This window comes from Brevundimonas sp. BAL450 (assembly GCF_015767455.1).
Taxonomy (GTDB): domain Bacteria; phylum Pseudomonadota; class Alphaproteobacteria; order Caulobacterales; family Caulobacteraceae; genus Brevundimonas; species Brevundimonas abyssalis.
This window is the reverse complement of sequence record NZ_JADWOW010000056.1, coordinates 120,097-146,378: the sequence shown is the minus strand read 5'-3', so window position 1 is coordinate 146,378 and position 26,282 is coordinate 120,097. Positions and strand designations below refer to the sequence as shown.

At 69.5% G+C, this 26,282-nt stretch carries 27 protein-coding genes and 1 pseudogene; 12 read left to right on the top strand and 16 right to left on the bottom strand.

The annotated features are described in order from the left end of the window. A pseudogene (locus IWC96_RS12305) lies at positions 1-634 on the top strand (hypothetical protein); the annotation flags it as partial. A gap of 8 nt (positions 635-642) precedes the next feature. Beyond that, the gene (locus IWC96_RS12300; protein ID WP_196839016.1) at positions 643-1,737 is read left to right on the top strand and encodes a DUF2336 domain-containing protein; all 1,095 of its coding nucleotides are present in this window, start codon (positions 643-645) and stop codon (positions 1,735-1,737) included. 4 nt (positions 1,738-1,741) lie between these two features. On the opposite strand, the gene IWC96_RS12295 is transcribed toward IWC96_RS12300, so the two are convergent. The 4 genes from IWC96_RS12295 to IWC96_RS12280 form a co-directional block, all read right to left on the bottom strand. Continuing rightward, positions 1,742-3,022, bottom strand: a complete 1,281-nt coding sequence (locus IWC96_RS12295) for a hypothetical protein (protein WP_196839015.1) — start codon at positions 3,020-3,022, stop codon at positions 1,742-1,744. Positions 3,023-3,125: 103 nt separating this feature from the next. Then, positions 3,126-3,464: a hypothetical protein gene (locus tag IWC96_RS12290; RefSeq protein WP_021698706.1), complete on the bottom strand. Its 339-nt coding sequence runs from the start codon at positions 3,462-3,464 to the stop codon at positions 3,126-3,128. Between the two features lie 81 nt (positions 3,465-3,545). Further along, complete coding sequence (locus IWC96_RS12285; protein WP_045319449.1) at positions 3,546-5,177, bottom strand: peptide chain release factor 3; 1,632 nt, start codon at positions 5,175-5,177, stop codon at positions 3,546-3,548. Positions 5,178-5,236: 59 nt separating this feature from the next. After that, a complete protein-coding gene (locus IWC96_RS12280) occupies positions 5,237-6,754 on the bottom strand; it encodes a hypothetical protein (RefSeq protein ID WP_021698708.1) in 1,518 nt (505 codons plus the stop codon). Between the two features lie 200 nt (positions 6,755-6,954). On the opposite strand from IWC96_RS12280, the gene IWC96_RS12275 reads away from it, so the two are divergent. Further along, the gene (locus IWC96_RS12275; protein ID WP_021698709.1) at positions 6,955-7,104 is read left to right on the top strand and encodes a hypothetical protein; all 150 of its coding nucleotides are present in this window, start codon (positions 6,955-6,957) and stop codon (positions 7,102-7,104) included. On the opposite strand, the gene IWC96_RS12270 is transcribed toward IWC96_RS12275, so the two are convergent. Next, entirely contained in the window at positions 7,105-7,485 is a 381-nt protein-coding gene (locus IWC96_RS12270; protein ID WP_021698710.1) for a hypothetical protein, read from the bottom strand. It lies immediately after the preceding gene. 97 nt (positions 7,486-7,582) lie between these two features. Further along, positions 7,583-7,921, bottom strand: a complete 339-nt coding sequence (locus IWC96_RS12265; RefSeq protein WP_021698711.1) for a DUF1491 family protein — start codon at positions 7,919-7,921, stop codon at positions 7,583-7,585. A 55-nt stretch (positions 7,922-7,976) separates the two neighbouring features. Between IWC96_RS12265 and IWC96_RS12260 the strand changes: the two genes are divergently transcribed. Next, complete coding sequence (locus IWC96_RS12260; protein ID WP_196839014.1) at positions 7,977-8,840, top strand: hypothetical protein; 864 nt, start codon at positions 7,977-7,979, stop codon at positions 8,838-8,840. A gap of 86 nt (positions 8,841-8,926) precedes the next feature. Here IWC96_RS12260 and arsC read toward each other — a convergent pair whose 3' ends face one another. The 5 genes from arsC to chpT form a co-directional block, all read right to left on the bottom strand. Beyond that, entirely contained in the window at positions 8,927-9,277 is a 351-nt protein-coding gene (arsC, locus tag IWC96_RS12255) for an arsenate reductase (glutaredoxin) (protein WP_021698009.1), read from the bottom strand. Continuing rightward, positions 9,274-11,157, bottom strand: a complete 1,884-nt coding sequence (locus IWC96_RS12250) for a M20/M25/M40 family metallo-hydrolase (protein WP_196839013.1) — start codon at positions 11,155-11,157, stop codon at positions 9,274-9,276. Before IWC96_RS12250 ends, arsC begins: the two co-directional genes overlap by 4 nt. 64 nt (positions 11,158-11,221) lie before the next feature. Beyond that, complete coding sequence (locus IWC96_RS12245; protein ID WP_021698007.1) at positions 11,222-12,037, bottom strand: protein-glutamate O-methyltransferase CheR; 816 nt, start codon at positions 12,035-12,037, stop codon at positions 11,222-11,224. Positions 12,038-12,042: 5 nt separating this feature from the next. Further along, positions 12,043-12,426 (bottom strand): response regulator, encoded by a 384-nt coding sequence (locus IWC96_RS12240; RefSeq protein WP_021698006.1) that lies wholly within the window; start codon positions 12,424-12,426, stop codon positions 12,043-12,045. Positions 12,427-12,534: 108 nt separating this feature from the next. After that, on the bottom strand, positions 12,535-13,185 hold the full coding sequence (gene chpT, locus IWC96_RS12235; RefSeq protein ID WP_021698005.1) for a histidine phosphotransferase ChpT: 651 nt from the start codon (positions 13,183-13,185) through the stop codon (positions 12,535-12,537). A gap of 94 nt (positions 13,186-13,279) precedes the next feature. On the opposite strand from chpT, the gene cysQ reads away from it, so the two are divergent. The 3 genes from cysQ to IWC96_RS12220 all read left to right on the top strand — a co-directional run bounded on the left by cysQ (position 13,280) and on the right by IWC96_RS12220 (position 15,863). Beyond that, entirely contained in the window at positions 13,280-14,083 is an 804-nt protein-coding gene (gene cysQ / locus IWC96_RS12230) for a 3'(2'),5'-bisphosphate nucleotidase CysQ (RefSeq protein WP_021698004.1), read from the top strand. A 116-nt stretch (positions 14,084-14,199) separates the two neighbouring features. Further along, positions 14,200-14,628 carry a DUF2141 domain-containing protein gene (locus IWC96_RS12225; protein WP_021698003.1) on the top strand — a complete coding sequence of 143 codons (429 nt, stop codon included), beginning with the start codon at positions 14,200-14,202 and terminating at the stop codon, positions 14,626-14,628. Further along, a complete protein-coding gene (locus IWC96_RS12220) occupies positions 14,625-15,863 on the top strand; it encodes an amidohydrolase family protein (RefSeq protein WP_021698002.1) in 1,239 nt (412 codons plus the stop codon). The genes IWC96_RS12225 and IWC96_RS12220 overlap by 4 nt, the downstream gene beginning before the upstream one ends. A gap of 70 nt (positions 15,864-15,933) precedes the next feature. Here IWC96_RS12220 and ctrA read toward each other — a convergent pair whose 3' ends face one another. After that, positions 15,934-16,635: a response regulator transcription factor CtrA gene (gene ctrA, locus IWC96_RS12215; protein WP_021698001.1), complete on the bottom strand. Its 702-nt coding sequence runs from the start codon at positions 16,633-16,635 to the stop codon at positions 15,934-15,936. Positions 16,636-17,019: 384 nt separating this feature from the next. Between ctrA and IWC96_RS12210 the strand changes: the two genes are divergently transcribed. The 4 genes from IWC96_RS12210 to IWC96_RS12195 all read left to right on the top strand — a co-directional run bounded on the left by IWC96_RS12210 (position 17,020) and on the right by IWC96_RS12195 (position 20,796). Further along, positions 17,020-17,382, top strand: coding sequence for a helix-turn-helix domain-containing protein (locus IWC96_RS12210; RefSeq protein WP_196839012.1), 363 nt, complete (start codon positions 17,020-17,022; stop codon positions 17,380-17,382). Beyond that, positions 17,379-18,086 (top strand): DUF6456 domain-containing protein, encoded by a 708-nt coding sequence (locus IWC96_RS12205; protein ID WP_021697999.1) that lies wholly within the window; start codon positions 17,379-17,381, stop codon positions 18,084-18,086. Before IWC96_RS12210 ends, IWC96_RS12205 begins: the two co-directional genes overlap by 4 nt. A gap of 149 nt (positions 18,087-18,235) precedes the next feature. After that, positions 18,236-19,498 (top strand): hemolysin family protein, encoded by a 1,263-nt coding sequence (locus IWC96_RS12200; RefSeq protein ID WP_021697998.1) that lies wholly within the window; start codon positions 18,236-18,238, stop codon positions 19,496-19,498. Continuing rightward, on the top strand, positions 19,495-20,796 hold the full coding sequence (locus IWC96_RS12195; protein WP_021697997.1) for a hemolysin family protein: 1,302 nt from the start codon (positions 19,495-19,497) through the stop codon (positions 20,794-20,796). Before IWC96_RS12200 ends, IWC96_RS12195 begins: the two co-directional genes overlap by 4 nt. A gap of 69 nt (positions 20,797-20,865) precedes the next feature. Here IWC96_RS12195 and IWC96_RS12190 read toward each other — a convergent pair whose 3' ends face one another. Next, a complete protein-coding gene (locus IWC96_RS12190) occupies positions 20,866-21,309 on the bottom strand; it encodes a SufE family protein (RefSeq protein WP_148291508.1) in 444 nt (147 codons plus the stop codon). 185 nt (positions 21,310-21,494) lie between these two features. Here IWC96_RS12190 and IWC96_RS12185 point away from each other — a divergent pair, with 185 nt between their 5' ends. Beyond that, positions 21,495-23,144, top strand: a complete 1,650-nt coding sequence (locus IWC96_RS12185) for a HAMP domain-containing sensor histidine kinase (RefSeq protein ID WP_021697995.1) — start codon at positions 21,495-21,497, stop codon at positions 23,142-23,144. A 118-nt stretch (positions 23,145-23,262) separates the two neighbouring features. Here the strand turns inward: IWC96_RS12185 and IWC96_RS12180 are convergent, their stop codons facing one another. From IWC96_RS12180 to cysK, 3 genes are all read right to left on the bottom strand, one after another. Next, positions 23,263-23,691 (bottom strand): MucR family transcriptional regulator, encoded by a 429-nt coding sequence (locus tag IWC96_RS12180; protein ID WP_021697994.1) that lies wholly within the window; start codon positions 23,689-23,691, stop codon positions 23,263-23,265. A gap of 156 nt (positions 23,692-23,847) precedes the next feature. Continuing rightward, positions 23,848-25,065, bottom strand: a complete 1,218-nt coding sequence (locus IWC96_RS12175) for a DUF2336 domain-containing protein (RefSeq protein WP_021697993.1) — start codon at positions 25,063-25,065, stop codon at positions 23,848-23,850. Between the two features lie 52 nt (positions 25,066-25,117). After that, positions 25,118-26,098: a cysteine synthase A gene (gene cysK, locus IWC96_RS12170; protein WP_021697992.1), complete on the bottom strand. Its 981-nt coding sequence runs from the start codon at positions 26,096-26,098 to the stop codon at positions 25,118-25,120. Positions 26,099-26,282 lie beyond the last annotated feature (184 nt).

The following is a 26,282-nucleotide window of genomic DNA, read 5'->3' as shown; positions in this document are numbered from 1 at the left end:
GACAAGCGACGTGGGCCCGCCGGCGCCGCTGCAGATCCAGCCCAGCGTGCTGCCCGACTACACCGCTTCCGCCCGAACCTTTCCCCAGAGCCTGACGCCCGCCAACGCCTTCGGCTCGACCCCGGTGTCCGCCGGCGGACAGGCCTATGCATCGGCGCCGGTTCCCTACAGCCAGGTCGCGCCGCGCACGGTCGAGGCCGCGCCCACGCCGGTTGCCCCGCCTCCCCAGACCCCGGTCGCCCAGACGCCGGTGGCCCAGACCCCGGTGGCCCAGACCCCCGTCCGCTCGCCGCGCACCGAGGCGCCCGATCAGCAGCATGATCCCATGGCACCCCGCGCCGATGCGCCGGTCTGGCGCACAGCGTCCGCCGGCGCGGCCCAGCCCGCGCCCCAGCCGTCTTCCCAGCCTTCGACCCAGCCCGCGCCGCAACCCCGGGCGAGCACGAACAGCCGCGACGGCGCCCGCTATTATTCGGTTCACCGCGAGGCCGGCCGCACACCGGACGCCACGACCCTGCCTGCGCCCTTCTTCCTTGACAGCGCGCCGGTGGATCTGGCCGAGCCGCCGCCGCCCCCGGCCCTGATGCGCAATCAGGGCGGCCTGGCGCCGTCCGTGGCGGGCGACGACCTGTGAGCGAGGCCATGACCGAATCGGTGGAGACGGGCTCGCGCCTGCCCGAGCTGATCGACATGGCGCGCGAGGGCTCCAGCGAGAAGCGCCGCGCCCTGCTGCGTGACCTGACCGATCATTTCTTCGGCGCCACGGCGCGGTCCGAGGCGGAGACCGAGCACTATGGCGTGGTGCTGGCGCACCTGGCCGATGACATGGAGGAGGCCGTTCGCGCCGAACTGGCCGAACGCTTCGCCTCCCAGGCCGACGCCCCGCGCCGTCTGATCCGGCTTCTGGCCGAGGATGGGTCGGACGCGGTGGCCGCACCGGTTCTCGCCGCCTCTCCCGTGCTGGACCAGGCCGATCTGATGAAGGCGGTGCGTGAGGGTGGACAGGATCGCCTGCGCGCCGTGTCCAGCCGCTCGTCGGTGTCGGAGGCCCTGTCCTCCGTCATTGTAGAGCGGGGCGACGACGAGACCCTCGGCGCCCTGCTGCGCAACGACGGCGCCCGCCTGTCGCGCGCCTCCAGCGAGGCGGCGGTGGACCGGGCGCGTGCCAATCCGGCGCTGCATGAGGCGGTGGTCAATCGCGCCAGCCTGCCGCCGGACCTGCTGAACGAGATGTATTTCGTGGTCGAGGCCCGGCTGCGCCAGCAGATCCTGGAGCAGAACGCCAAGCTGGACCCGGCCCTGCTGGAGAATGCGCTGGAGGCGGGCCGCGCGCGCGTGGCCGCCGCCGACGGGGTGCTGCCGCCGGACTACAAGGAGCAACTGGCCTATGTGCAGGAGCTCAAGGCCGCCAATCAGCTGACGCCGGAGGTGCTGGCGCGGTTCCTGCGCTCGGGCGGCCGCACGGCCTTCCTGATCGCCCTGGCCGAACTGTCGGACATCGATTTCCACACCGCCCGCACCATCGTGGAGCGCCGCGAGATGGACGCCCTGGCGGTGGTCTGCAAGTCAGCGGATCTGGATCGGGCCCTGTTCCTGACCTATGCCGTGGTGCTGCTGAACCGCGAGGACAACGCCATGGGCAAGGCGCGCGAATACGCCCGCCACTATGCCGACCTGCCGCGTGAGACGGCGCTCAGGACGCTTCGGTTCTGGCGTCTGCGCCGTCAGGCCGCCTGAGGACTCAGGCCGGGCTGCTGGGAAAGGTCTGACGCACCGCCGCCAGCAACTGGTCGGCCCGGTCCGCGATCAGCCCGGCGCCCAGTTCGCGCGCGGTCTCGGCCGCTTCCACCAGAACCAGACCCAGATGCCCGGCCTCGCCGCGTCCGGTCAGGCGCATGCGCGTCAGCTGGACCTGGGCCAGATTGATCTGGTCCACGGCCCAATCCAGCGGATTGTCGCCCGGTTCGCCCGTGGTCAGGCGGCGGCGCAGGCGCGTCTCCATGCGGGCCAGCTGGGCGGCGTTCCGGTCGCCTTCGGCCTGCTGCGCCTCCACGGCCACGCGCCGCTCCCGGGCCAGGGCGCCCAGGATCAGGCCCTCGCCCGCGGTGACGGCCTCGATCTCGATCAGGCGGTTCAGGTCGGGGTTCGGATCCCTGGCGGCGCGGGCCAGCTCCATGGCGGCCCAGTCCAGCGGGCTGTGATCGGGGGTGAAGGTGTCGGCGGCGGCGTCGAACAGCTCGTGCGCCTTGGTGCGCGCCGCGTCGTCGCCCGCCATGGCGGCCAGGGCGGACAGCCCGGCCGCGCACAGGGACAGGGCCCGCGCCCGCGTCACCGGCCGGTATTCGGGCGAGGCGGACGCCACCACGGCGCGCAGATCGCGTCCGGCCTGGTCCAGCAGGCGCGTGTCGCCGCGCAGCAGACCGGCCTCCAGCGCAAGCGAGGCCCGGTCCAGCTGGACCTCTGCGGCCTCCGCGGCCAGGTCGGGACGGCGGGACACGTCGTGCAGGGCGGAATCCATCAGGGCCGAGGCGTCCAGCATGGCGGCCGCCTCGCCGTTGCGGCGGGCCTTCAGCGCCTCGAGCCGGGCGTGGGCGACGGCGAGGCGGGCGGCGAGGGGGGCGGACCGCCCGGGCTCATGGCCGTCCAGGATCAGGTCGATCTGATCCAGAAGATCCGTGCCGCCTCGCTGTTCATACTGCAGCATCAGGCACAGGGCGCTCTCCATGGCCGCCTCGGCGTGCTGGTCCGGGGTGGTGGCGGCGCGGTCCGCATCGGAGGCGGCGGACAGGGCGCGGGCCAGACTGGCGCGGCGGCCGGTGCGGCGCGCGTGCTCGCGCCAGAGGGTCGAGGCCTTCAGTCCGGTGACGACAGGCTCGCGGCATCCGGTGCGATGGGCGTCGGTGGCCTGACCGCGGGCCTCGGCCTCCAGCAGGTCAGCGCCGATCAGCTCGATCCAGGTGCGGTCGCTTCCGTCCCGCGCCTGGGCGAACAGCCGTCTCAGATCTCGTCCGAACCCGAACATGGTGACCGCTCCTTTGTCCCGCATCGGGACCGTCTGACCTCATCCGCCCACAGACAAGCAAACGCAGCGCCGCGCCGGCGGTTCAGCGCCAAGCTTGAATCCCTCAGCCCAGATCCGGCGTCCGGTCCAGACATCGGGACAGGGCGTCTCGCGCGCCGCCCTCTCCAGCGGTCAATTCACGTACGGCCCGGATGCGGGCGCGGGTCTGGTCATTGTCGCTGACTTCCGGGGCTCGGCCCGACGCGTCGGCGGCCTGGCCCACGGCCAGGGACCAGTAGAGCGCCGCGTCGAACAGCATGCGCCCGCGCGGCGTCTCGCCGCCCTCAAGCTCTGACGCGGCCTGGGTCAGGCCCGCGCAGCGCACGGCCGAGTCATAGCCCGTCAGCACCGGCGTCTGCCCCGAAAGGCCTGTCAGCACCGCCATGGCGACCGCGACGATCATGAAGGATTTCCCGTGACGCCCCCAGCGTCGAAGTCGAATGAGAGCACGGAATCAGGGCGTCCGGAAGGCGGCCGCCCCGGCTTATCCCCGCTCTTTCGTCCTGGAGAACGCCACCTTCGGGAAGCGTTCGCCCACATAGCCCGTCTCCCACGACGACTTGGCCAGGAACACTGGCGCGCCGTCGATGTCGGCGGCCATCTGGGGGCGGTACTTGCCCATGAAGTCGTCCAGGTCGGCTTTTTCGCCGGACACCCAGCGGGCCTCGGCCCAGGGGCTGGGCTCGAACATGGAGTCCAGGCCGTATTCGCTGTTCAGCCGGTCGGCCATGACCTCGAATTGCAGCTGGCCCACCGCGCCGACGATGAAGTCCGCGCCCAGTTCGGGGCGGAACAGCTGGGTCACGCCCTCCTCGGCCAGACCCTCCAGCGCCTTCTTCAGGTGCTTGGCCTTGAGCGGATCCCTGACCCGCACCCGCTGCAGGATTTCCGGTGCGAAGTTCGGCAGGCCGGCGAAGCGCACCATGCCGCTCTCGGACAGGCTGTCGCCCACCCGCAGCACGCCGTGGTTGGGAATGCCGATCACGTCGCCCGCGAAGGCGTCGTCGGCCAGCTCGCGGTCCGAGGCGAAGAACATGATGGGCGCATTGACCGACAGAGCCTTGCCGGTGTTCTGGACCTTCAGCTTCATGCCCCGCTGGAACCGGCCGCTCGCCATGCGGAACATGGCGATGCGGTCGCGGTGGTTGGGGTCCATGTTGGCCTGGACCTTGAAGACGAAGCCGGTGACCTCGTCGGCGCCGGGCTGGACGATGATGTCCTCGGGCTCCGGCGCATTGCGGGTCTCGGGCGGGGCTTCCTTCTTCGCCTTCATGACCTTGGGCGCGGGAGCCCAGTCGCCGATGGCCTTGAGCAGTTCGTCGATGCCGAAGTGGCGCAGGGCCGAGCCCCACAGCACCGGCGTCATGTGGCCTTCCAGGAAGGCCTGGACGTCGAACGGCTTGTAGCCGCCCTCCACCAGCTCGGCGGCCTCGATCAAGGCCTCCTGCTCGCCTTGCTCGAAATATTCGGCGGCGTCGGACAGGGGCAGGGCGGGGGGATGGTCCGGATCCTCGGCCGCGCCGGCTTCCTTGCGGGCGTAGGGCTGGAAGCGGCCGGTGCCCATCTCCACCATGCCGCGCAGCCGGTTGCCGCTCTGGGCCGGCCACCAGATGGGGGAGGGGTCCAGCTGCAGGCGGGACGCGATCTCGTCCAGCAGGGCCATGGGGTCCTGGGCCTCACGGTCCAGCTTGTTGATGAAGGTGATGATCGGGATGTCGCGCAGGCGGCAGACCTCGAACAGCTTCAGGGTCTGGGGCTCGATGCCCTTGGCCGCGTCCAGCACCATGATGGCGCAGTCCGCCGCGGTCAGGGTGCGGTAGGTGTCCTCGGAGAAGTCCTCGTGGCCCGGGGTGTCCAGCAGGTTGAACATCTTGTCGTCGTGCTCGAACGTCATCACCGACGCCGAGACGGAGATGCCCCGCTCCTTCTCGATCTTCATCCAGTCCGAACGGGTGCGCCGGTTCTCGCCGCGCGCCCGCACCGCGCCCGCCGCGCGAATGGCGCCGCCGGCCAGCAGGATGTGCTCGGTCAGGGTGGTCTTGCCCGCGTCAGGGTGCGCGATGATGGCGAAGGTGCGCCTGCGCGCCGCCTCCTCAGGCAGTGTTCTTTTCGACATGGCCGCGCCGATAGCGCGGACGGCCGGAAAAGTCACTCACGGCGTTGCCGGCGCGGCGGTCAGTCGTCCTCGGCGGCCACCTCGGCATAGAGAGCCGCTCGCGCTTCCTCCAGCATGGTCCGGGCCGCGTCACGCATGTCGCCGCCATGGGGGCTGTTGGCCACAGGACCCAATTGCATCATGGCCTCGGCATGATGGCCACGCGTCATGAGGATCTGGGCGGTGCGATAGCGCACGGACATCACCTGCGGCGCCAGCAGGGCGGCCATGCGCATCGTCTGGATGTCGTTGTCATTGGGATAGCCGGGCTGGCCGTCGCGGGTGTCGGCGATCGCCAGGTAAATCCGGAAATCCGCCGGGTCCGCCTGATAGGCCCGCGCCAGATAGCCCCGCGCCTCATTCATGAGGGTTGTTCGCTGATCCTCGTCGAGCGGCTCGTCATCCGGGCCTTCGGCCTCGGCCAGAGCCGCCTGGGCCAGGCGCAGCAACGCCAGGGGGTCTTCCTGACCCTCCCCCACATAGGGCGCCAGCAACCGCCGCGCCTCGCCGGTGTCGCCGAAGCGGGTCTCGGCGTAGGCCAGGGTCAGGGCCGCCAGCCGGTCGTCGGGATGGCGCGCGGCCAGGCGGCGCACGTCCTCCATCAGCGCGGGACGGTCTTCCTCTTCCACCGACCGGCGCAGCCGCAGGTCCATCAGCAGCATGTCCTCCGCGCTGTCCGGCATGCGGGCGATCTCCACATCCGCCTCGGGCAGCTCGACCAGCAGTGTCCGGTACGGGATGGCGCCGGCCATGTAGCCCCGCAGAACGCCCGTCAAATCCGCCGCCTCGTGACCCAGGGTCTCCGCCGCCGAGGCGACCGGATCGGCGCCTTGCGCCACGCCCGCCAGATAGGCGCTGAGCTGCGGCCGGCGCTCGTCAGAGCCGAAGTAGTAGTGGGTCAGCAACCAGGACTGAGCGTAGAAGGCGTGAACCTGCGACGGCGCCGGGTCGGACGCCAGCACGGCCTCCATCGGCGCCCAGGCGTTGCTCTGGGCCAGGGAGCTCACGCGCCCGGGCGAATGTCCGCCCACCTGGATGCGGCCCGGCGTGACGTCTGCGGTCATGAAATATTCGGCGAAGCCCTCGACGAACCAACCCGGATAGGCGGCGGGGAAGTTGGCCAGCATGAAGTGGTGGGCGTACTCGTGGAAAAGCGTCGTGTCGCTTTCGTTGCGGCGCCGGTCGAAGATGGCGAAAACGCCCTGGTCACTCGGCAGGTAGAAGCCCGCTACGGAGGATCCGATTCCGGGACGCGCGCGGCGCAACTCACTGGCGCCGTTGACCACATAGACGGTCAGCGGCGTCGGAACGCGCTGATCGGCGACAGGAAAATGCAGGCGCAACAGGGCGTCGAACCGTTCCAGCTTTCGCACATAGCTGCGAAGCTCGCCCTCGCGGGTGTCCGAATAGACGATGAAATGCTCGCTCTCGGCGCGCAGCCAGTCCGCCCGGACGGGTGTCGCCGCGAGGATCAGGCCGAGAACCAGTCCGACCACCGCCAGGCTGTGCAGACGACCGAGGTTGAGCCAGGAAATCATTATCGCGCCCCCGCGCAGCTGTTCGGCCAAGGCTAGACCGGCGGGCCGCCGACACGCAACCTTGGCTGGTCAGGTCGCCGCCCGCTCACGGCTCCTCATCAATAACCCCTCGTCGGACAGGGCTTTTGGGGGTACATTACCGATCCGTAAGGCGAGACGGTCGGGCCATGCAGCCCGCCGCCGCTGAAGGAGGAAACCACATGACCATGACCCCGCAGTCGCGCGAGGACGCGCCCCCCGCTTTCCACAAGCCCGGAGAGCTTCACCCCGGTCTCTATCTTGTCATCGGGTTCGCCCTGCTGGTGGGCGCGGCCTTCGCGGTGAATGCGCTGTTCCGCGTGATCCTGTAGTCAGGCCGCCATGCGGCCCCAGACCGCCTTGTCGGCGGCGACGGCGTCCAGCGCGCCCTTGGAGGCGCGGGCGTGAAGCTGGTGCATGACCGGGGCGGGCAGGGCGCAGAAGCGCGGCTCCACCAGCTCGGGCGCGCAGTTCTTTTCGGGGGCCGCGAACATGGCCGCGTTCAGCTCGGGCGCGCGGTCGGCGATCAGCCAGGCCAGACGCAGGGCCCGCTCGGGGTCGTTGTGGTGCAGCATGGGATCCTCGGCGAACAGCTCGCACGCCAGTTCGATCACATAGTCCAGATCCAGCCGGTCGAACCGGCGCGCGTCGGCCGCCGTGACCGGGCAGGCCGCGTCGAGGTCGAACACCACATCGTTCAGCAGAAAGAGCACCGCACCATCACCATCTGTGTCGGGCGCATTTTTCGCCCGTTGATGGTGAGACTAACCGGGCGCGCTTTCAGCCCGGTTCACGAACGCGGTTAAGGATTTACGACCGCTCGCCCTGCACCGTCTCGGTGATGAAGTGGCGGCCCTGGCGGTCCTCGACCTCCACCACCCACAGGTCCGGATCATAGCCCACCTGCCTTTGTATATAGGCGTCCAGTTCGCTTTCCTGGTCGCTGGAGACGGGCTGGATCCACAGACGCTCGCCGTCCGGACCGAAGGCTTCGGTGTAGAGCCGCGCCTTTCGTTCCGAGGAGTCATAGGCCTTGACGATGACGCTTCCGGCCCGGGCGTCGCCCTTGCGCACCACCGTGGCGAAGGCCCCGGACAGTTCGGCGCGGCGGATCAGGGCGCCGACCCAGACATCGCTGGCGATAAGCAATTCGCTAACCCTGAAAGGAAACGGGACCGGAAGGGGTATGGCCTAGTCTGGCCCCATGATCAAAGGCCTGACAGAACGTCTGGCGACAGGCCTGGCGGTGGCCGCCCTCTCTGCGGGGGTCGCGCACGCCGGCGCCGACCGCCTCTATTACGAGCGCAGCCTGATGCTGGCCGCCGACGCCCGTTGCGGGCTGTTCGAGCCCCAGGTGCGCGCGGCCCTGGACGTGTCGGCGCATCAGGCGCGCGGCGCCGCGCTGCGGGCCGGCGCGACCACCGACGATCTGACCCGCACAGGCGCGCGCGCGATGTCGCGGGCCCGAACGGCGGACTGCGACTCCGACGATTTGACCACCGCCGCGGCCCGCGTGCGTGATGGCTTCGCGGGCTGGCGCCGCACCGCGCGCATGACCTTCCCCGGCGAGCGTCAGGACTGGAGTGCGGACCGCACCCGCTACGGCCGCGACGCCTGGCGCCTGTCCCAGACCGGACGGTTCCGGTCGGCGCCGGTGACCTTCGGCCGGGTGACGGACGCGGGCGGCGAAGAGGGTCTGGCGGCGGTTGTGTCCTTCCCGGGACGTCCGCGTCCCTACGGCGCCCGCATCGTGATGCGTGATCCGGCGCGGGCCCAGCGTCCGTGGATTGTTCAGGCCAGCCTGGGTCCGCTGCCGCCCGCCAATACACGCCGCGCCTTCTGGGCCTCGTCCAGCGCCGCCGCGCCCGAGGATCTGCTGCTTGAAGACCGTCGTCAGGGCGAGATCTGGCGCTTCCCGGAGGCGGCGGGCGACGCCATCGCCGGACTGGACCCGCGCGAGCGGTTCACGGTGGAATTTCTGTTCCGCGACGACAGCGTCATGCGGGTGCATTTCGAGGCCGGCGACTTCGCCGCCGCCCGCGCCTTCCTGTCTCTCGGCCCGCTCTAGGTTTCAGGTTCTAGGTTTCAGGGATTAGGGGAAGAAGGCGTTCGACGCGGGGCTTCCCCTAGAACCTAGTACCTAGCACCTAAGACCTAGAGAAGCGGATCGGCCCGGGTGATGGGCCGGGCCACCACGGCGGCCTTGTCCGTCTCCAGGATCGGACGCTCCACCAGTATGGGGTGCTGGACCATGGCGTGCAGGATCAGGTCGTCGGGCGTGTCCTCGGGCAGCAGGCCCATGTCCTGGGCCAGGGTCTCGCGGCGGCGCAGGATGTCCCTCGGCTTCGCCCCGCCCATCTTGGCCAGCAGGGCCGTCAGCTGATCCTCGGTCCAGCCGGCCTTCAGATACTCCACCACCGTGGGCTCGATGCCCCGCTCGGCAAGCATGGCCAGCAGCTTGCGCGAGGTGCCGCATTTCGGATTGTGGAAGACGGTGACGCTCATGTGGCGTGTCCTTCTGTCGGGACGGGTTCGATGATGCGGGCGCCCAGCGCCAGACCGGCCCCGGCGATGAGGGCGACGGCGGCCAGAACGGCCAGTATCTCCAGCCCGCGCCGCGAGGTGGGCGCCAGCGGCCGGGCCAGCATGGCGGCCATCAGGGCGATCAGGGCCAGCACGCCCGGCAGATCCATGCCCACGCCCAGGAAGGTCCAGTGCCCCAGGGCGAACAGCCAGCCGCCCAGCACGGCGGTGACGATGACCGCGGGCCACAGGGAGACGTGCCGCTCCAGCCGCGGGTCGATCAGCCCGCCGACGGCGGCGGCCAGCGCGGCGCCCAGCACCGGCCAGGCGATCAGGAAGGCGGCGGTGGGCGCCAGAATCTGAACGACCACGCCCAGCACCAGCATCAGGGCGATCAGTCCGGTCCAGGCCGAGAAGCGCGCGGCCTTCATCCAGCCGCTGTAGAGGGCGCCGCCCACGGCGACCAGGCCGAGGACGAGGATGACCCAGCTGAATTCATAGAGCGTCAGGACGGCGATGGTGGCCAGGATCAGGGCGCCCGCCACCAGCCGCCGCCGGCCCTGGGCCGAACCGAACAGGATCAGGGCCGCCGCCAGCAGGCTCAGCACCACCCCGGCCTCGAGCCAGGGCAGGCGGCGCAGCATGGCGTAGTAGAGCTCGGGCGATCCGGCGCGGCTCATGGACGGGCCCGCCAGCCCACGCATGGCGGTGGCCAGCACCACGCCCGAGATGGCCAGCCACAGCCCGCCCAGCGCGCCCAGCCCCATGCCCGCAAAGGTCACGGCCCCGACCTTGCGGCCGCGCCACACCGCGACGATCAGCAGCCCGGCCGCAGCCGCCAGCACCAGCCAGCCGACCCAGGGCGCATACTGGATGAAGACCAGGCCCAGCAGGTCCGAATAGACCGCATTGTTCGTGGCCGCGGGCAGGGCGTCGGCGCGGATGAAATGGTCTGCGGCCTCCAGCGCCTTTTCACCGATGTGCTGGACGCTGCCCCGGTCCAGGGCCTCGGGGGTGGAGGCGGGGTCGTGGTACTGATGGGCCCGTCCGATGAAGGCCAGATTGACCCCGGCGATGCCGCGCTCGCGGGCCAGGGTGTAGTCGGTGCCGTTGGGCATGTTCTCGTAGACGAGCACCGCCAGGGAGTTGCTGTTGGCGCCGCCCTCGACCCGGTCCATGGCGCGGGTGAAGGCGCGCACGGTCTGGGCGTTGCCGGGTCCGGTCTCGAACATGGACGCCCGGCCGCCGCCGCCGCGGGCCTCAAGGTTCACCACCATGCCGACCCGCTGCGCCAGCGGATGCTCATCCAGAAACAGGCGCATGCCGTCCAGACCCAGCTCCTCGGCGTCGGTGAACAGGACGATCAGGTCCCGTTCGGCCGGACCCCGCGCTTGGATGGCGCGCACGGCTTCGAGGATCGCGGCCACCCCGGTGGAGTCGTCCGCCGCGCCGGGCGAATCCCACACCGTGTCGTGGTGGGCCATCAGCAGCACCGCCGGCCCGTCCCGGTCGCGGCCGGGCAGGACGCCGATCAGATTGGTGATCTGGCGTTCCGCAGCTTGTTCGTCGCCCCAGCGAGCGAGGCGCTCGACCGATCTTTCGGACAGGGCGCCGGCTTGCTCGGACGGGTTCAGGCCCAGTTCCGCCATGCGGCCGGTCAGATAGGCGCGCACCCGCCCGTTCTCTTCCGATCCCGTGGGGTGGGGCGCCTGCGCGATCTCTTCGATGTCCACCATCGCCCGGGCGGCCGAGAAGGCGGTGTCGGGCGCGGTGTCCGGCGCGGGATCGGGCGTGTGCGACGCCGCCACCGCCACCGCCAGCGCCAGTCCAAGCGCCGCCACCAGCAGCACGATGCGATTCATGAAAGCCCCGGGTGTCATGGGGCCATTAGTAGGCGCCCGAACGGCGGGCGTCGAGCGGGGAGGATCAGGCCGCGCGTCTCAGGGCGGCGGGCGACTTGACGAAGACGCCGGGGCGGCCGGGGACGGGGCGGAAGGAGTCGGGCCGCTCGCCCGCCGTCTCGTCGAGGCCCAGGAACAGGCAGCCGTCGTCGGCCAGGGCCTGTTCCAGCACATCCAGGGCGCGGGCGCGGCGCTCGGGCGCCATGTCGCTCAGCACATAGCGGCAGAAGATCACGTCGAACCGGCCGCCCGGAGGGGGCTCATCCAGCAGGTTGGCGCGCGAGAAGGTGATGGCGGAGCGCAGGCGGGGCTTGGCCTCCCACATGTCCTCGCTCTGGTCGAACCAGTTCAGCAGCCGCCGGGCCGACAGGCCGCGCTGCACTTCGAACTGGGTGAAGATGCCGGTCCGGGCCTTCTCCAGCGCGCGCTGGGACAGGTCGGTGGCGACGATCTCCACATTGGTCTGGTCCTCCAGCGCCGGCATGGCCAGGGAATAGGCTTCCTGTCCCGCCGCACAGCCGGCCGACCAGATGCGCACCCGGCCTTCCGGCCGCACGCCGGCGATGGCGGGCAGGACCTCGCTTGCGAAGGTGGTGAAGGGTGCGCGGTCGCGGCGGAACCAGGTCTCCGGGTTCAGCACGGCCTCCATGGCGCTCCAGGCCAGGGCGGCGGGCGGCTCGGCGCGCACGGCGTCCATCAGGGCGTCGACCCCGGCATAGCCCTCGCGGCGGGCCACCGGCGCCAGCCGGTGTTCAGCCAGATGCGCCCGGTCCGCGGCCAGCAGGAAGCCGGTGCGGCTGACCAGCAGGGATTGCAGATGGTGCAGGTTCTCGGGCGTCATGAGGGTCAGACCACCCCCGCCTCGGCCAGCTTGGATTCCAGGATCTCGCCGTCGAAGGGCTTCATGACGTATTCGTCGGCGCCGGCGTCCAGCGCTTCCTTGATGCGGTCCACCTCGGTCTCGATGGTGCAGAACAGCACCTTGGGCTGGTCGCCGCCGGGCTGGCTCCGCAGACGGCGAAGGAAGGTCAGGCCGTCCATCACCGGCATGTTCCAGTCCAGCAGGATCACCTCCGGCATGGCGGTGGCGCAGTAGGCCAGGGCCTCGGCCCCGTCGCCCGCCTCATCCACCTCGAATCCCAGCTCCTCGACGATGCGGCGCGCCACCTTGCGGATGATGCGGCTGTCATCGACGATCAGACAGGTTCTGGCCTCGACAGGGGGGTGCACGGTGTGAAATCCGGACGCTTCGGGCGCAGAACTGCGCCCCTACGTCTTATGGTCCTTTGCGGTTAACGAGCTGTTGGCGGACACCCTTAAGCGGCGTTCAGCACGATCTCACACCGGCATGCGCGCGGTCAGGGTGACGCGGTCCTCGCCGACGGTGAAGCCCAGCGTGCCGCCGTGGTCATTCACGGTGCGCCACAGCCAGTAGGACTGGATCCACTGGCCCGCCAGACCCTCGGTCAGGCGCTCGCCGGCCAGGCCCGTGGCCGCCTCGGGCTTGAGCCGGGCGCGCGGGCCGTCGGCCTCGCCGCGCAGGGTCAGCCAGCCGTCGTCCTCGCGCGCGGTCACCGCGGCCACGCCGCCGCCGGGCAGGGCCGCGCCGGTCAGCTGCACCAGGTTCAGGAACGCCCGGGCCTGGGGCTTGGAGAATTCCTGTGGATCAACCCGCCAGTCCAGCGACGCCCGCGCGCCCTTGAACACGCTTTCGGCCAGCGGCTTGAGGTCGTCGGACCGGAACCGTTCGGCGGTCGTGGCGGCGCCGTAGGCCACGCGGGCGAAATTGATCAGGGCGATCAGTTTTTCCGAACTGGCCTCGATCAGGCCCATGGCTTCGTCGCGCATGTCCTGCGCGGAGGGGTCCTTCATCAGGTCCAGGCCCGAGGCGATGGCGCCCGCCGGGCTGATGAAGTCATGGCAAAGCTTGCCGGTCAGGAAGGTGGCCAGGTCGGCGCCGTCCATCATGGCGTCAGAGTCGGTGGTCATCGTGTCCCGCAGCCCACATTTGTCAAAGCCGCGACAAGCTGCCCTGATTTGCCGGTTCTTCAAACGCCCCGCATGGTCTAAGGACCGCCCCCTGATGAGTGCCCTTCCCGAATCCCTGAGCCGCGACCTGGAATCAGGCCGCCTGACCGAACAGCTGGCCGAGATCGCCGAAGAGGCCTCCGCCCTGATCCTGCCCTACTGGCGCGCGGGCGCCGCCGTCACCACAAAGGCTGACGACAGCCCGGTGACCGAAGCCGATCAGAAGGCCGAGGCCCTGATCCTCGAGCGCCTGACAGCCCTCTATCCCGGCGTCCAGACCGTGGCCGAGGAAGCCTGCGCCGCGGACGGAACGCCCGACGCGGAGAACGCCTTCTTCCTGATCGACCCGCTGGACGGCACCAAGGCCTTTGTGGGCGAGCGCGAGGCCTTCACCGTCAACATCGCCCTGGCCCACGGCGAGCGTGTGCTGGCGGGCGTCATCTCGGCCCCGGCCATGGCCCAGACCTGGCGCACGGGGGGAAGCGGCGACAAGGCCGGCGCCTTCAGCCGCCGCTTCGGCGAGACGGCCTGGCGTCAGGTGCGGGTGCGCCAGAAGCCCGATCGCGGTTTCGCCCTGATCAGCCATTCCCTGGGCGAGGACGAGGCCGAGCGCATCGCCAGCCGCTTCGGCTGCGCCGAATGGCAGGCGCTGGATTCGTCGGTCAAGTTCTGCCTGATCGCCGAGGGCCGCTATGACGTCTATCCGCGCACCGGCCCCACCTGCGAGTGGGACACCGGCGCGGGCCAGGCGATCCTTGAGGCCGCCGGCGGCCGGGTCATCACCCTGGAGCAGGGCCAGCCCCTGTCCTACGCCAAGCCGAACTATCTCAACCCCGGCTTCGTGGCCCTGGGCGGATAACACCTAAAAGCTATTTGATTTCAGATGGGTATCCTTATTGAGCGACGTTCGCTCATCGCTCTTGCCTGACCATTCACTTTGATATACAAAGTACTTCATCAGCACTGGAGGTTGCCATGAAACTGTTCGTCACCGCTGCTCTCGCCTGCCTGATCGCCGCGCCCGCCGTGGCCGGCGATGTCGTTGTCACCCTGAACGGCGTGGAGGCCCGGGGCGGAGAGATTCTCGCCTCCCTGAACACCGAGGCCACCTTCATGCGGGGAGAGGGCGAATATGGCGTCATCGCCTCCGGCGACGAGGCGGGGACCATCACCCTGACGTTCGAGGACGTGGCGCCGGGGGACTACGCCCTGATGGTGATGCATGACGAGAACGGCAACGGTCAGTTCGACATGTCGCCCATGGGCATGCCGGACGAGGGCTTCACCTTCTCCAACGGCGGGGCCATGCAGGGCATGCCAACCTTCGAGGTGCACAAATTCACCGTGGGCGAGGACGGGGCGACCCTGACCGAGACCATGTTCTACATGCGGCCCGCCCAATGAGGAGCGCGCTTCTCGGCGCGGCGGCCCTGGTCCTTTCGGCCGGGGCCGCGACGGCCCAGACCACCTGTTACGGCGGCGCTCAATGGTGGACGCCGGAGGGTTTCATCAGCGGCGAGCGCTGCGTGGCCCAGGGGCGCTTCGCCGCCGCGACACCGGACGCCGCGCGCATCGACCTGGGCGGCGCCTGGGTCATTCCAGCCCTGGGCGAGGCGCACAACCACAATCTGGACAATCCGGTCATGGCCCGCGCCATGAGCACCACCTACCTCTCGGCGGGCATTCTTTATGTGAAGAACCCCAACTCGCGTCTGGAATGGACCGAAGCGACCCGCGCCGTGGTCAATCAGCCGGACACGGTGGACGCGGTCTTCTCCCTGGGCGGCGTCACGGCGCCCGGAGGCCACCCGGTGCGGCTGTACGGCTTCCTGTCCCGCTTCTACGGCGAGGTCCGCGAGGGCGAGGCCTTCGAGGGCGACGCCTTTCATCTGGTGACGGCCGAGGGCGACATCGCCCCGGTGCTGGACCGGCTGAAGGCGGAGGGCGCGGACTTCGTGAAGCTGTATCTGCTGGGGTCCGAACACCATCACGAGCGGGCGGAGGATCCGGTCTATTACGGCATGCGCGGGGTCGATCCGGCCCTGGCGCCCGCCTTCGTGCGCGAGGCCCATGCCCGCGACCTGCGGGTCAGCGTCCATGTGGAGACCGCCGCCGACTTCCGCGCCGCGGTCGCCGCCGGGGTGGACGAGATCAACCACCTGCCCGGCTACATGTGGGAGACCGGCGCCACGGCCGAGACCTATCGCCTGACCGAGGCCGACGCCCGCGCGGCGGCCGAGGCGGGGGTCGTGGTGGTCACCACCACAGTTGTGGCCAACGGCTTCGCCCGCAGTCCGGACGCGCTCCAGGCGGTCCAGACTCTGCAGGTGGAGAACCTGCGCCGCCTGCATGACGCGGGCGTCTCCATCGCCATCGGCTCGGACAACTACCAGGCCACGGCGGCGTTGGAGGCCCAGAACCTGCTGGATATCGGCGCCTTCACCGGCCCCGAGCTGCTGCGCCTGTGGATCGACACGCCGCGCGTCTCGATCTTCCCGGACCGCATGATCGGCCGGCTGGATCCGGGATACGAGGCGAACTTCGTGGTGCTGTCGGCCGATCCGCTGGCCGCCATGACCCAGCCGCTGCCGGTCACCGCCGTGCACAAGGCGGGCGAGGCGATCTGGACGGCTCGCTAGGCGCCGCCAAACGGCAAAAGGCCCGCCGGAGCGATCCGGCGGGCCTTTCTTCATTCGATGATCGAGAGGATCAGGCGGCGTTGGCCGTGGCGTTCTCGTGCGGGTCGCGCAGCACATAGCCCCGGCCCCAGACGGTCTCGATGTAGTGCTTGCCGCCGGCGGCCGTAGCCAGCTTCTTGCGCAGCTTGCAGATGAAGACGTCGATGATCTTCAGCTCGGGCTCGTCCATGCCGCCGTACAGGTGGTTCAGGAACATTTCCTTGGTCAGGGTGGTGCCCTTGCGGAGCGAGAGCAGCTCCAGCATCTGGTATTCCTTGCCGGTCAGGTGGACCCGGTGGCCGTCCACCTCCACCGTCTTGGCGTCCAGGTTCACCGCGATCTCGCCGGTGGTGATGATGGCCTGGGCGTGACCCTTGGAGCGGCGCACCACGGCGTGGACGCGCGCCACCAGCTCGTCCTTGTGGAACGGCTTGGTCAGATAGTCGTCGGCGCCGCCGCCGAAGGTCTTGACCTTGGTCTCCACCTCGGTGGAGCCCGACAGGATCATGACGGGGGTGTTGATCTTGCCCACGCGCAGCTGGCGCAGGACCTCAAGGCCGTTCATGTCGGGCAGGTTCAGGTCCAGAAGAATGAGGTCGTAGTCGTAGATCTTGCCCAGATCGACGCCTTCCTCTCCCAGATCCGTCGTATAGACGTTGAAGCCTTCCGACTTGAGCATCAACTCGATGCTCTGCGCGGTCGCGCTGTCGTCTTCAATCAGCAGAACACGCATTGATGCCCCTCCAGGCGAACCTTGACCATAAGGCCGCTCGCACAGGAGCGGGTAACCTTTCCGACCAGTTAAGGCCGCAAAAACCTTAAGAACGGTTAATGCCGAATCGATAGTCTGATTTGCGAATCGGCGTCCAGTGGAACGAGTCAACGATTCGAAATTTCTTTGCCCGCCTTGGGATCGCGGGCCCTTCGGTCCGGTCCCCGCAGCCCTGCCGACGGCGCCGCCAACGTTCCTTAATCCCGCATCTCCGCCTCACCAATGCCGCACTCCTTAACGGGATACGTCCGGAAATGGCGCATAAAATAGGAATATAATCCTCACTGCTTCCGGGCGGGTCCAGCATGGCGTCGCGTCGCTGGGACGCCGGAACCGGAGAGGGAGATGTTCGAACACGACGAAACACTGGAGCACAGGGTGGAGCGGGTCCGCGCGGACCGCGCCCGCGCCCTGCTGGCCATGCAGGCGGTGGCCAGCGTGACGGGGGTGCCCGCCGCGGCCATGCAGTCGCGCCGCCTGCTGAACCGCGAGGTGCGGCGGGCGCGCTCGCTGGCCTGGTACCTCAGCCACACGGAATACGGCTGGCCGCTGTATCGGGTGGGGGCCGCCTTCGACCGCGACCGCACCACCGTGGCCAAGGCGTGCCGCGAGGTGGAGGACATGCGCGACGATCCCGCCCTGGACGGTCTGCTGGACCGGGTCGGGCGCGGGCTTGCCGAGATCACCGGCCAAGCGGAGGCGGCATGAGCGAACGCCTGCGCACCCTGCTGGCCCGTCCGGGCGCCTGGATCGAGGCGGCCGATGAGTCCGGCCGCTATCGGCTGAGGCTCAGCCCCGACCGCCGCCGTCGCCCGGCCCTGACCCTGGACGAGGCGGCGTTCCGGGAGCTGGCGCGCGAGCCCGGCCTGGCGGTGCGCGAGGGCGGCGGGTGGCGGGCGCGGGCGGGCGCGGTCCCGCCCCGTCTCTCCGATGGCGGCCGTCCCGGCTTCATGGCGGGGACGCGGCCGGTGACGACCCCGGACGGGACGGTGAAGCCCCGCGCCGTCAATCTGGGGGAGTCGCCCATTCTCTGGCTGGCGCGGCGCAAGGATCCCAGCGGCCGTCCCTGGCTGTCCCCCGCCGAGGTGGCGGCGGGCGAAAGGCTGCGCACAGACGCCGAGCTGGCCAGTCTGGGCCCGTCCCTGACCATGCGCTGGGACGCCCTGCCGCGCGCCGGGGCCGGGCAGGGGACGCCCTCGGGGCCCGGCGAGCGCACGCTGCTGGCCCGCCGGCGGGTTCAGGCCGCCCTGGACGCCGTCGCGCCCGGGCGCCGCGTCATGCTGGAGCGCATCTGCATCCACGGCTCGTCGCTGCAGCTGGCGGAACAGGGGCTGGGCCTGCGCCGTCGTCAGGGCAAGACGGTCCTGAAACAGGCCCTGACCGATCTGGCGGCCCATTACGGGATCGGATGACGGGCGTTTTGCGTTCAAGGCGCATTCGTCGTCCGGTCCCGCCCTTGCGATTGTTGTTCCCCCAACGCGCTGGTATGGCCCGGTGATCCCACCCTCAAGGCGCCCACACCATTCTCAGCTTCCTGATCCCCCTAGGCGTCATCCTCCTCATGGTCGCGGCCAACGCGCTGTACGTGGCGGCGGAGTTCGCCACCGTCGGCGCGCGCAAGTCGCGGGTGCAGGAGAGCGCCGAGGCGGGCAGTCGTCCTGCGGGCAAGCTGCTCGGCATCCTGCGCGACCCGGCGAAGCTCGACGACTATGTGGCGGGCTGCCAGGTCGGCATCACCATCTCCAGCCTGGTGGCGGGCGCCTATGGCCAGGCCCAGCTGACTCCCTTGCTGGCCCCGGTTCTGGGCGCCGTGGGCGGACAGGTGACGGCGATCATCATCGTCCTGCTGGCCGTCACCATGGTTCAGGTGGTGCTGGGTGAGCTGCTGCCCAAGACCATCGCCCTGCGCTATCCCGAGCGGCTGTCCATGGCCACCCTGGCGCCCATGCGCGTCAGCCTGCTGCTGTTCCGGCCGCTGATCTTCATCTTCAACGGAACCGCCTTCGCCATCATGCGGCTGTTCCGGCTCAGCGCCGATCACAGCCACACCCATGTGCACTCTCCCGATGAACTGGAGGGCCTGTTCAAGGCCAGCGCCGCCGGTGGCCTGATCGACGCGGACGAGCGGGACATGCTGTCCGGCGCGCTGAGCGTCCACGGGCGGCTGGTGCGCGAGATCATGACGCCGCGCACCCGCATGGTGCGGGTCAACGCGAAGGAAACGGTCGAAGAGGCGCTGAAGCGCGTCGCCGAGACGCCCTATTCGCGCTTTCCCGTCACCGGCGACACCACCGACGACGTGGTGGGCATCATCCACTTGCGGACCCTGTTCGCCACCTTTGAAAAGACCCCCGACGCCCTGGTCGGCTCCATCAAGCGCGACCCCCTGATCGTCGCCGACGTGATGAGTGTGCCCAGCCTGTGGCAGACCCTGCGCGAGCGCGGCCGTCGCAGCGCCATGGTCATCAATGAGTACGGCAGCTTCACCGGCCTGGTGACCCTCGAAGACGCTCTGGAGGAGGTCTTCGGCGAGGTTCAGGACGAGTTCGACAACGAGGACGAGCTGTTCGTCGCCAACGGCCCGGACCTGAGCGTGCGCGGCGACGTCCGTCTGACCATGCTGGCCGATCGCCACGGCGTCGTCCTGCCCGAGGATCGGGCCGACACCATCAGCGGCCTGGTCTGGCACGAGCTCGGCCGGCTGCCCGTGGTCGGCGACCTCGTGGTGGTGGAGGACTCCTCCGTCCGGCTGGTGGTCGAGGCCATGGAGGGCCACGCGGTGCGCCGCGTCCGCATCCAGCGCGGAACGGAGGCCGAGGGATGATCGACGTCCTGCTTCCCATCGCCGCCATCCTGGCCCTCGTGATCGTCAACGGCGTGTTCGTCGCGGCCGAGTTCGCCCTCGTGGGCGCCCGGCGCAGCCGCTTCGAGACCCTGGCGCAGGACGGCAACCGCGCGGCCCAATGGCTGCTGCGCATTTTTGACCGCGAGGCCGGAAAGGATTCCTATATCGCCATCGCCCAGCTGGGCATCACCCTGGCCAGCATCGGCCTGGGCATGTACGGCGAGCCCGCGGTCGCCCGCTGGCTCTACGGCCCGCTCGAAACCCTCGGGCTCAGCTATGACCAGTCCCACGCCGTGGGCTTCGTCATCGCCCTGAGCGGGATCACCTTCCTGCACGTGGTGTTCGGGGAAATGATCCCCAAGGCGCTGGCGCTGCAGTCGCCCGAGAAGGTCAGCATCTCCCTCAATCCGGTGATGCGCCTGTTCGCGATCCTGTTCCGGCCCATGGTCATGCTGCTGAACAAGATCGCCTTCGGCCTGATGCGTCTGCTGGGCATTCCCGACCCGGGCAAGGGGGCCATGCTCTACAGCTATCAGGAGCTGGAAATCGCCACGGAAGAGATGATGTCCGGCGGCCAGATGAACGCCGCCCAGGCCAAGCTGATCGAGAACATCTTCGAGATGGAGGATCGCACGGCCCAGGAGCTGATGACCTCCCGCGCCCGCATGGCGGCCATCCCCGTGTCCGCCAGCGTGGACGAGGTCGCCACCACCATCTCCAGTCAGAAGCTGGCCCGCTATCCGGTGTTCGGCGCCTCCCTGGACGAGGTGGTGGGCGTGCTGCACGTCAAGGATTTCATCCGCGCCCGGGTGGTCCACGCCGAGATCGACCTGAAGACCCTGGTGCGCCCCGCGCCGCGCGTGGCCGCGGGCATGTCCGCCTATGACCTGATGGCCCTGTTCAAGAAGCAGCGCGTTCACGGCGCCCTGGTGGTCGACGAGTTCGGCGGCACCCTGGGCTTCGTCACCATGGACGATCTGGTGACGGACCTTATCGACGAGGAGGAGGGCGCCGGGTCGGACTGGATCACCGTCCTTCCCGACGGCGCGATGCTGCTCGACGGCGAGGTGACCCTGGCCGAGCTGGAAGAGGACCACGATCTGGACGTGTCCCACCCCGAAGTCTCGACGGTCGCCGGCCTGTTTCTCGCCAAGACCGGGGTGCTGCCCAAGCGCGGAGACATCCTGAACTTCAAGGGCGTCCGCTTCATCGCCGAGGATGTGCGGGGCCTGAAGATTCTCCGCGTCCGCGTCGAGCGCTCTCCCTTGAAGCGCTAGACCCGACGGGTCATCGACCGGCGTCGAATTGCACCAATTGCACTGATTGCACCGTGCAACGGCGCGTGTTCAGGCGCCCGCCGCCGCTTCCTGACGGATCCGCCCGATCATGGCGTTCAGGCCGTTGGCGCGCTGCATGGTGAGGGCCTGGGGCAGGCCCAGGCGGTCCATGGCGGCGCGGGCGTCGAAGGCCAGGATCTGGTCGGGCTCGCGGCCGGAATACAGGCGCAGCAGCAAGGCGATGTTGCCCTTGGACAGATGGCTGTCGGAATCGGCCAGGAAATACAGCCGTCCCCCGTCGCGGATCACGTGCAGCCACACCTGGGCCGCGCAGCCGGGCACCTTGTTGGCCTCGACCCGCGCATGGTCGGGCAGGGGGGCCAGGCCCTTGCCCAGTTCGATGACGTATTCGATGCGCGGCTCCCAGTCGCCCAGCAGGTCGAACTCCTCGGCCAGTTCGGCCAGGGTCTCGTCGATGCTCTGGTCGGGCGGGGTCAGGGCGGCGTCGGTCATGGGCCGCAGATAGACGCCCCGGCGGCGGGCCACAACCATGCCCGTCCCCAACCCCGCAAGGATGGTCCACCGGAATCTGGTCGCCTGTGGCGCGAGCGATCTCGCCGGGTTCCGTCCGGGCCTTTAGTCTGGTCTGTCGCGCCGAACGCCGCGCCGACTCGAAATCGCAACGGACCCCGCCGCGCTTGACCTCCTCCGCCGCCTCTTCGTCCGAGCCTGACGCCGGCGCCGCCGTGACCGGGGCGCCGCCGCCGCTGGCCATGTGGCACGCGGGGTGGGCCACCGCCTGCGCGGTGCTGGCGCTGGGCGGACGGTTCGTGGGGGCGGGGGTCGAGGGGCCAGCCGCCCTGGCCCTGATGGCCATGGTGGCGCCGGGGCTGGGCGGGCTGCTGCTGCTGCGCCGCGACGGCTTTCGTCCGCGTCTGGCCCTGCTGACCGGCTGGAGCGCGGCGGCCATTCTGGCGGCGGTGCTCAGCGGCGGGCTGAACGGCCCGCTGGCGGCCTTCGTCTTCATGCCCATGATCGCGGGTCTGGCCCTGGGCGGGGTGCGTCTGGCCCAGATGGGGACGCTGGGGACGGGACTGGCGGCGGCGGGCGGTCTGGCCGCGGCCCTGATCGGCGCCCCCGCCGTCGACAACGCCGTGCTGGCGGCCCTGACCGGGGTGATGAGCGCCCTGGCCGCATCCCTTGCGCTGAGACTGTCCTTCGCCGCCCGACAGACGCGGCTGCACCGGGCCGAGGCGGCCATGGCGCGCAGCGAGGCCATCCTGACCGGCCAGCCGGGCCTGACTCTGGTGCTGGCGCCGTCGGGCCGGGTGCTGGCGGCCTATGGCGCGTCGCCGCCGGGGCTGACCGCCGAAATCCTGTTCGACCAGGGTCTGATCGCCGCCGTCCATGGCCCGGACCGGCCCGCCGTCCTGTCGGGTCTGGACAAGGCCCTGAACGGCCTGGACGCCCAGACCCGCTTCGCCCCGCGCGAGGCGCTGGACCGCCGGGTCATGCTGGCGCTGAAAGGGCTGGAGGACGGCCGTCTGATCGGCCAGATGCACGACGCCACCGCCCAGTATGCGCGCGAGGCCGCCCTCGACGCCGCCCGGGGCGAGGCCGAGGCCCGCGACAAGGGCAAGACCCGCTTCCTGGCCTCCATGAGCCATGAACTGCGCACGCCCCTGAACGCCGTGGTCGGCTTCTCGGACATCATGCGCCAGGCCCTGTTCGGGCCGCTGCCCCCGAAATACGCGGACTACGCCGTCTCCATCCATGAGGCGGGCGGGCACCTGCTGGCGGTTATCAACGACGTGCTGGATGTGTCCAAGATCGAGGCGGACCGGTACGAGCTGGCGCTGGAGCGGTTCGACGCACGCGACGCCGTGTCGGAGGCCGTGGCCATGGTCCGGCTGAACGCTGACGAGAAGGGCGTGGTTCTGAACAGCGTCCTGCCGCCCGAGGCCCTGACGATCATGGCCGACCGCCGCGCCCTGAAGCAGATCACCCTGAACCTGCTGGCCAATGCGGTGAAGTTCACCCCGGCCGGGGGCTCGGTGACCCTGACCGCCGACGGGGTCGGGCCCTATCTGGAGATCGTGGTGGCTGACACCGGGGTGGGCATCGCCGCCGAGGATCTGGGCCGGCTGGGCCGCCCCTTCGAACAGGCGGGCGACGCGGGCCAGAAGAAGATGGGCACCGGCCTGGGCCTGGCGCTCGTGCGGTCCCTGACCGAACTGCACGGGGGGCGGCTGATGGTGGACAGCACCCTGGGCGAAGGCTCGGCCTTCACCGTGCGCATGCCGGTGGTGGAGCTGGCCCCGCCCGTCACAGACGAACCTGTAGCCTGAACTCTGTTCCAATCCTCCCCCGTGTCGCTTCGCTCGCGGGGGAGGATGGGCGAGCCACGTAAAAACGCCCGCCCCGGCGACCGGGGCGGGCGTTTCAGATCCTGACAGGCAGGACGTCTTACTTGGCGGCGCGAGCGCGGCGGGCGGGTTTGCGGCCGCCCTGGCCCAGGCCCATCTGCTTGGCCAGTTCCGAACGCGCCTTGGCGTAGTTCGGGGCGACCATGGGATAGTCCTTGGGCAGGCCCCACTTGGCCCGATACTCTTCCGGGCTCATGTCGTACTTGGTGCGCAGATGGCGCTTCAGCGACTTGAACTTGCGGCCGTCCTCGAGGCAGATCAGGAAGTCCGGAGTGATGGACTTGCGCACCGAAACCGCCGGCTCCTGCGGCTCGGGCTCGGGCTGGGCGCCGCCCGCCTTGACCACCACCAGGGCGGAATGGACGCTCTGGATGACGCCCGGCAGGGCCTCGGCGTCGACGTTGTTGTTGCTCACATAGGCCGACACGATATCGGCGGTCATTTCGAGAAGTTCAGACGTTTCGTCCATGATCACGCTTCCGGAGTTCTGTTGACTTTACGGGTCAGAAGCGGATCGCCGCTCCCCATGGGAGTCGGCAATAAAGTTGTTTCGGCGGTTTATCAACAGGAACCGGGGCCGAAGCGACTCTAATCGGCAGCCTTATCTTTAGAGTTGCAGATCAGTTCATCGTCCGAAGTTTTCAGCCAGGGCCAGCATGGCGGCGCGTTCGGGGGCCGAGTATTCATCCAGCGCCTCTTCGTCGCCTTCTCGGATCGCCTGCATCAGTTGCGGCGTCAGGGCCGAGGACAGGGACCAGTTCCAGTAGCGCAGCACCGTCTGGGCCCGGTCCACGGCGAACATGTCATAGGTGATCATCACCCGCTCCCAGACCGGGTGCCCGTTCCCGTCCGGCGTGGTCTCCGGCCGGCGCATGGAGCGCCAAAGACCCTGAAGATTGTTCTTGGACAGGCCGGTGGCCTTGCACAGGATGGCCAGGGGCTCGCCGCCCTCGTCGCCCAGGATCTTGGCCCCGGTCAGGGGTTTGATGCCTGACAGATAGGATATCTCGGCGGCCAGTTCGCGGTTCAGCCCTCCCGAGGCGGCGACGGCCACGGCATGTTCAAGGCTGTCGTAGGGACTCTTCTCGATGGCCGCGCGGTTGCGCTGGCGCCGCTCGATGAACTGCAGGGCCTTGCGCGAGACCGGGTCCTGCCAGCCCTCCTGGGCCGCCATGGCGAAGATGTCCTCCACCACCTCCTGCATCACCTCGCGCGAGACGGCGAAGCGCTGAAGGATGGTGCGCCGCTCGTCCGGGCCGCACCACCAGAACATCACATAGGCGCCCGACGGCCGCATCTCGGGGCGGCGCAGCAGGTGTTCGCACAGCTGGGGATGGGTGCGGCTGAGGCTGACCATGGCCTCGATGCCCGGTTGCGACAGGCGAGCGGTGGTGTTGCGCAGCACCGCCTCGATCACCGCCGGTTCGTGGTGGGCCAGCAGGGCGTCGGTCACCACCTCGGACAGGTTGCGGCGCGCGGCCAGCAGGAAGCGGTGCTCCAGGCCGGCCTCGGCGGCGCAGGCCACCAGATCGGAATCCGACAGGGCGGCGCACTGTTCGATCAGCACGCCCGCGATCTCGGGCTCGTCGCGCAGCAGCAGGCGCGCCAGGCTGTCGGGGACTTCGCCCAGGGGCGCCAGGCGCACGGCGACCCGGCGGCGATCTTCGGGTGCTGCCAGGCGCAGCATCTCCACCAGCAGGTCGCCCACCACGGAGCGCTCGAAGGCGTTCACCCGGCTGGCGGGCAACGACACCACATCGGCCAGGCGCTTCAGCAGCGCATGGCGCGCGCGCGGCCCCGGCGAGGGCGCGCCGTCGGCGGATGTGGCCGCAGGCTCGGACATGTCGGCGCGAGCTTAGACCCGAAGCGGTTAATCAGGGGTGATGAAGCCCGCCCTACAGCCCCTCGAACAGGGCCGTGGACAGATAGCGCTCGGCGAAGCTGGGAATGATGGCCACAATGGTCTTGTCGGCGTTCTCGTCCAGGGCCCCCTGGCGGAAGGCGGCGGTCAGGGCGGCGCCGGAGGAGATGCCCACCGGCAGGCCCTCGACGCGGGCGGCGCGGCGCGCCATGTCGAAGGCGTCCTCGTTGGAGACCTGCTCGACCCCGTCGATCATGGACGGGTCGACGATGGAGGGAATGAAGCCCGCCCCGATGCCCTGGATCTTGTGCGGGCCGGGCGCGCCGCCGGACAGCACCGGCGAGGCGGTGGGCTCCACCGCGATCATGCGCACCGAGGGTTTGCGCGCCTTCAGCACCTGGCCCACGCCGGTGATGGTGCCGCCGGTGCCCACGCCCGCGATGACGATGTCCACGGCCCCCGCCGTGTCGTTCCAGATTTCCTCGGCCGTGGTGGCGCGGTGGATGGCGGGATTGGCCAGGTTGTCGAACTGCTGCGGCTGCACCGCGCCGGGGGTGGCGGCGAGCAGCTCGTTAGCCGTGGCGATGGCGCCCTTCATGCCCTTCTCGGCCGGGGTCAGCACCAGCTCGGCGCCCAGCAGGGCCAGCATCTTGCGGCGCTCGATGGACATGCTCTCGGGCATGACCAGGATCAGCTTGTAGCCCTTGGCGGCGGCCACGAAGGCCAGGGCGATGCCGGTGTTGCCGCTGGTGGGCTCGATGATGATGTCGCCGGGCTTCAGCTTTCCGGCCTGCTCCAGCGCCTCGATCATGGCCACCCCGATGCGGTCCTTGACCGAGGCGATGGGGTTGAAGAACTCCAGCTTGGCCAGGATGGTGGCCTTGGGCTTCATCTCCGCCGACAGGCGCGGCAGCCGGATCAGCGGCGTGTCGCCGATGGTGTCGACGATGGAGTCATAGACCTTGCCCCGTCCGGTCTTGGCGTGCCGCGAGGCGTCGTAGGGGGTGTCGGTCATGGAAAGGCTCCTGTCTGTCGTCGTGGCGTAGGGGATAGATAGGCCTTCTCACGCCGTGGCAAAGTCAGAAATGCTGCGGCGGCCCGCCAGAGCGGCTCAAAGAGCGTGGCGCGGTCAAGGTTTCCTTCACCCCCGCTTAACCGTTTCGCAGCAATTCTTAACGGGAAGACGGCCTTGGGGGCTG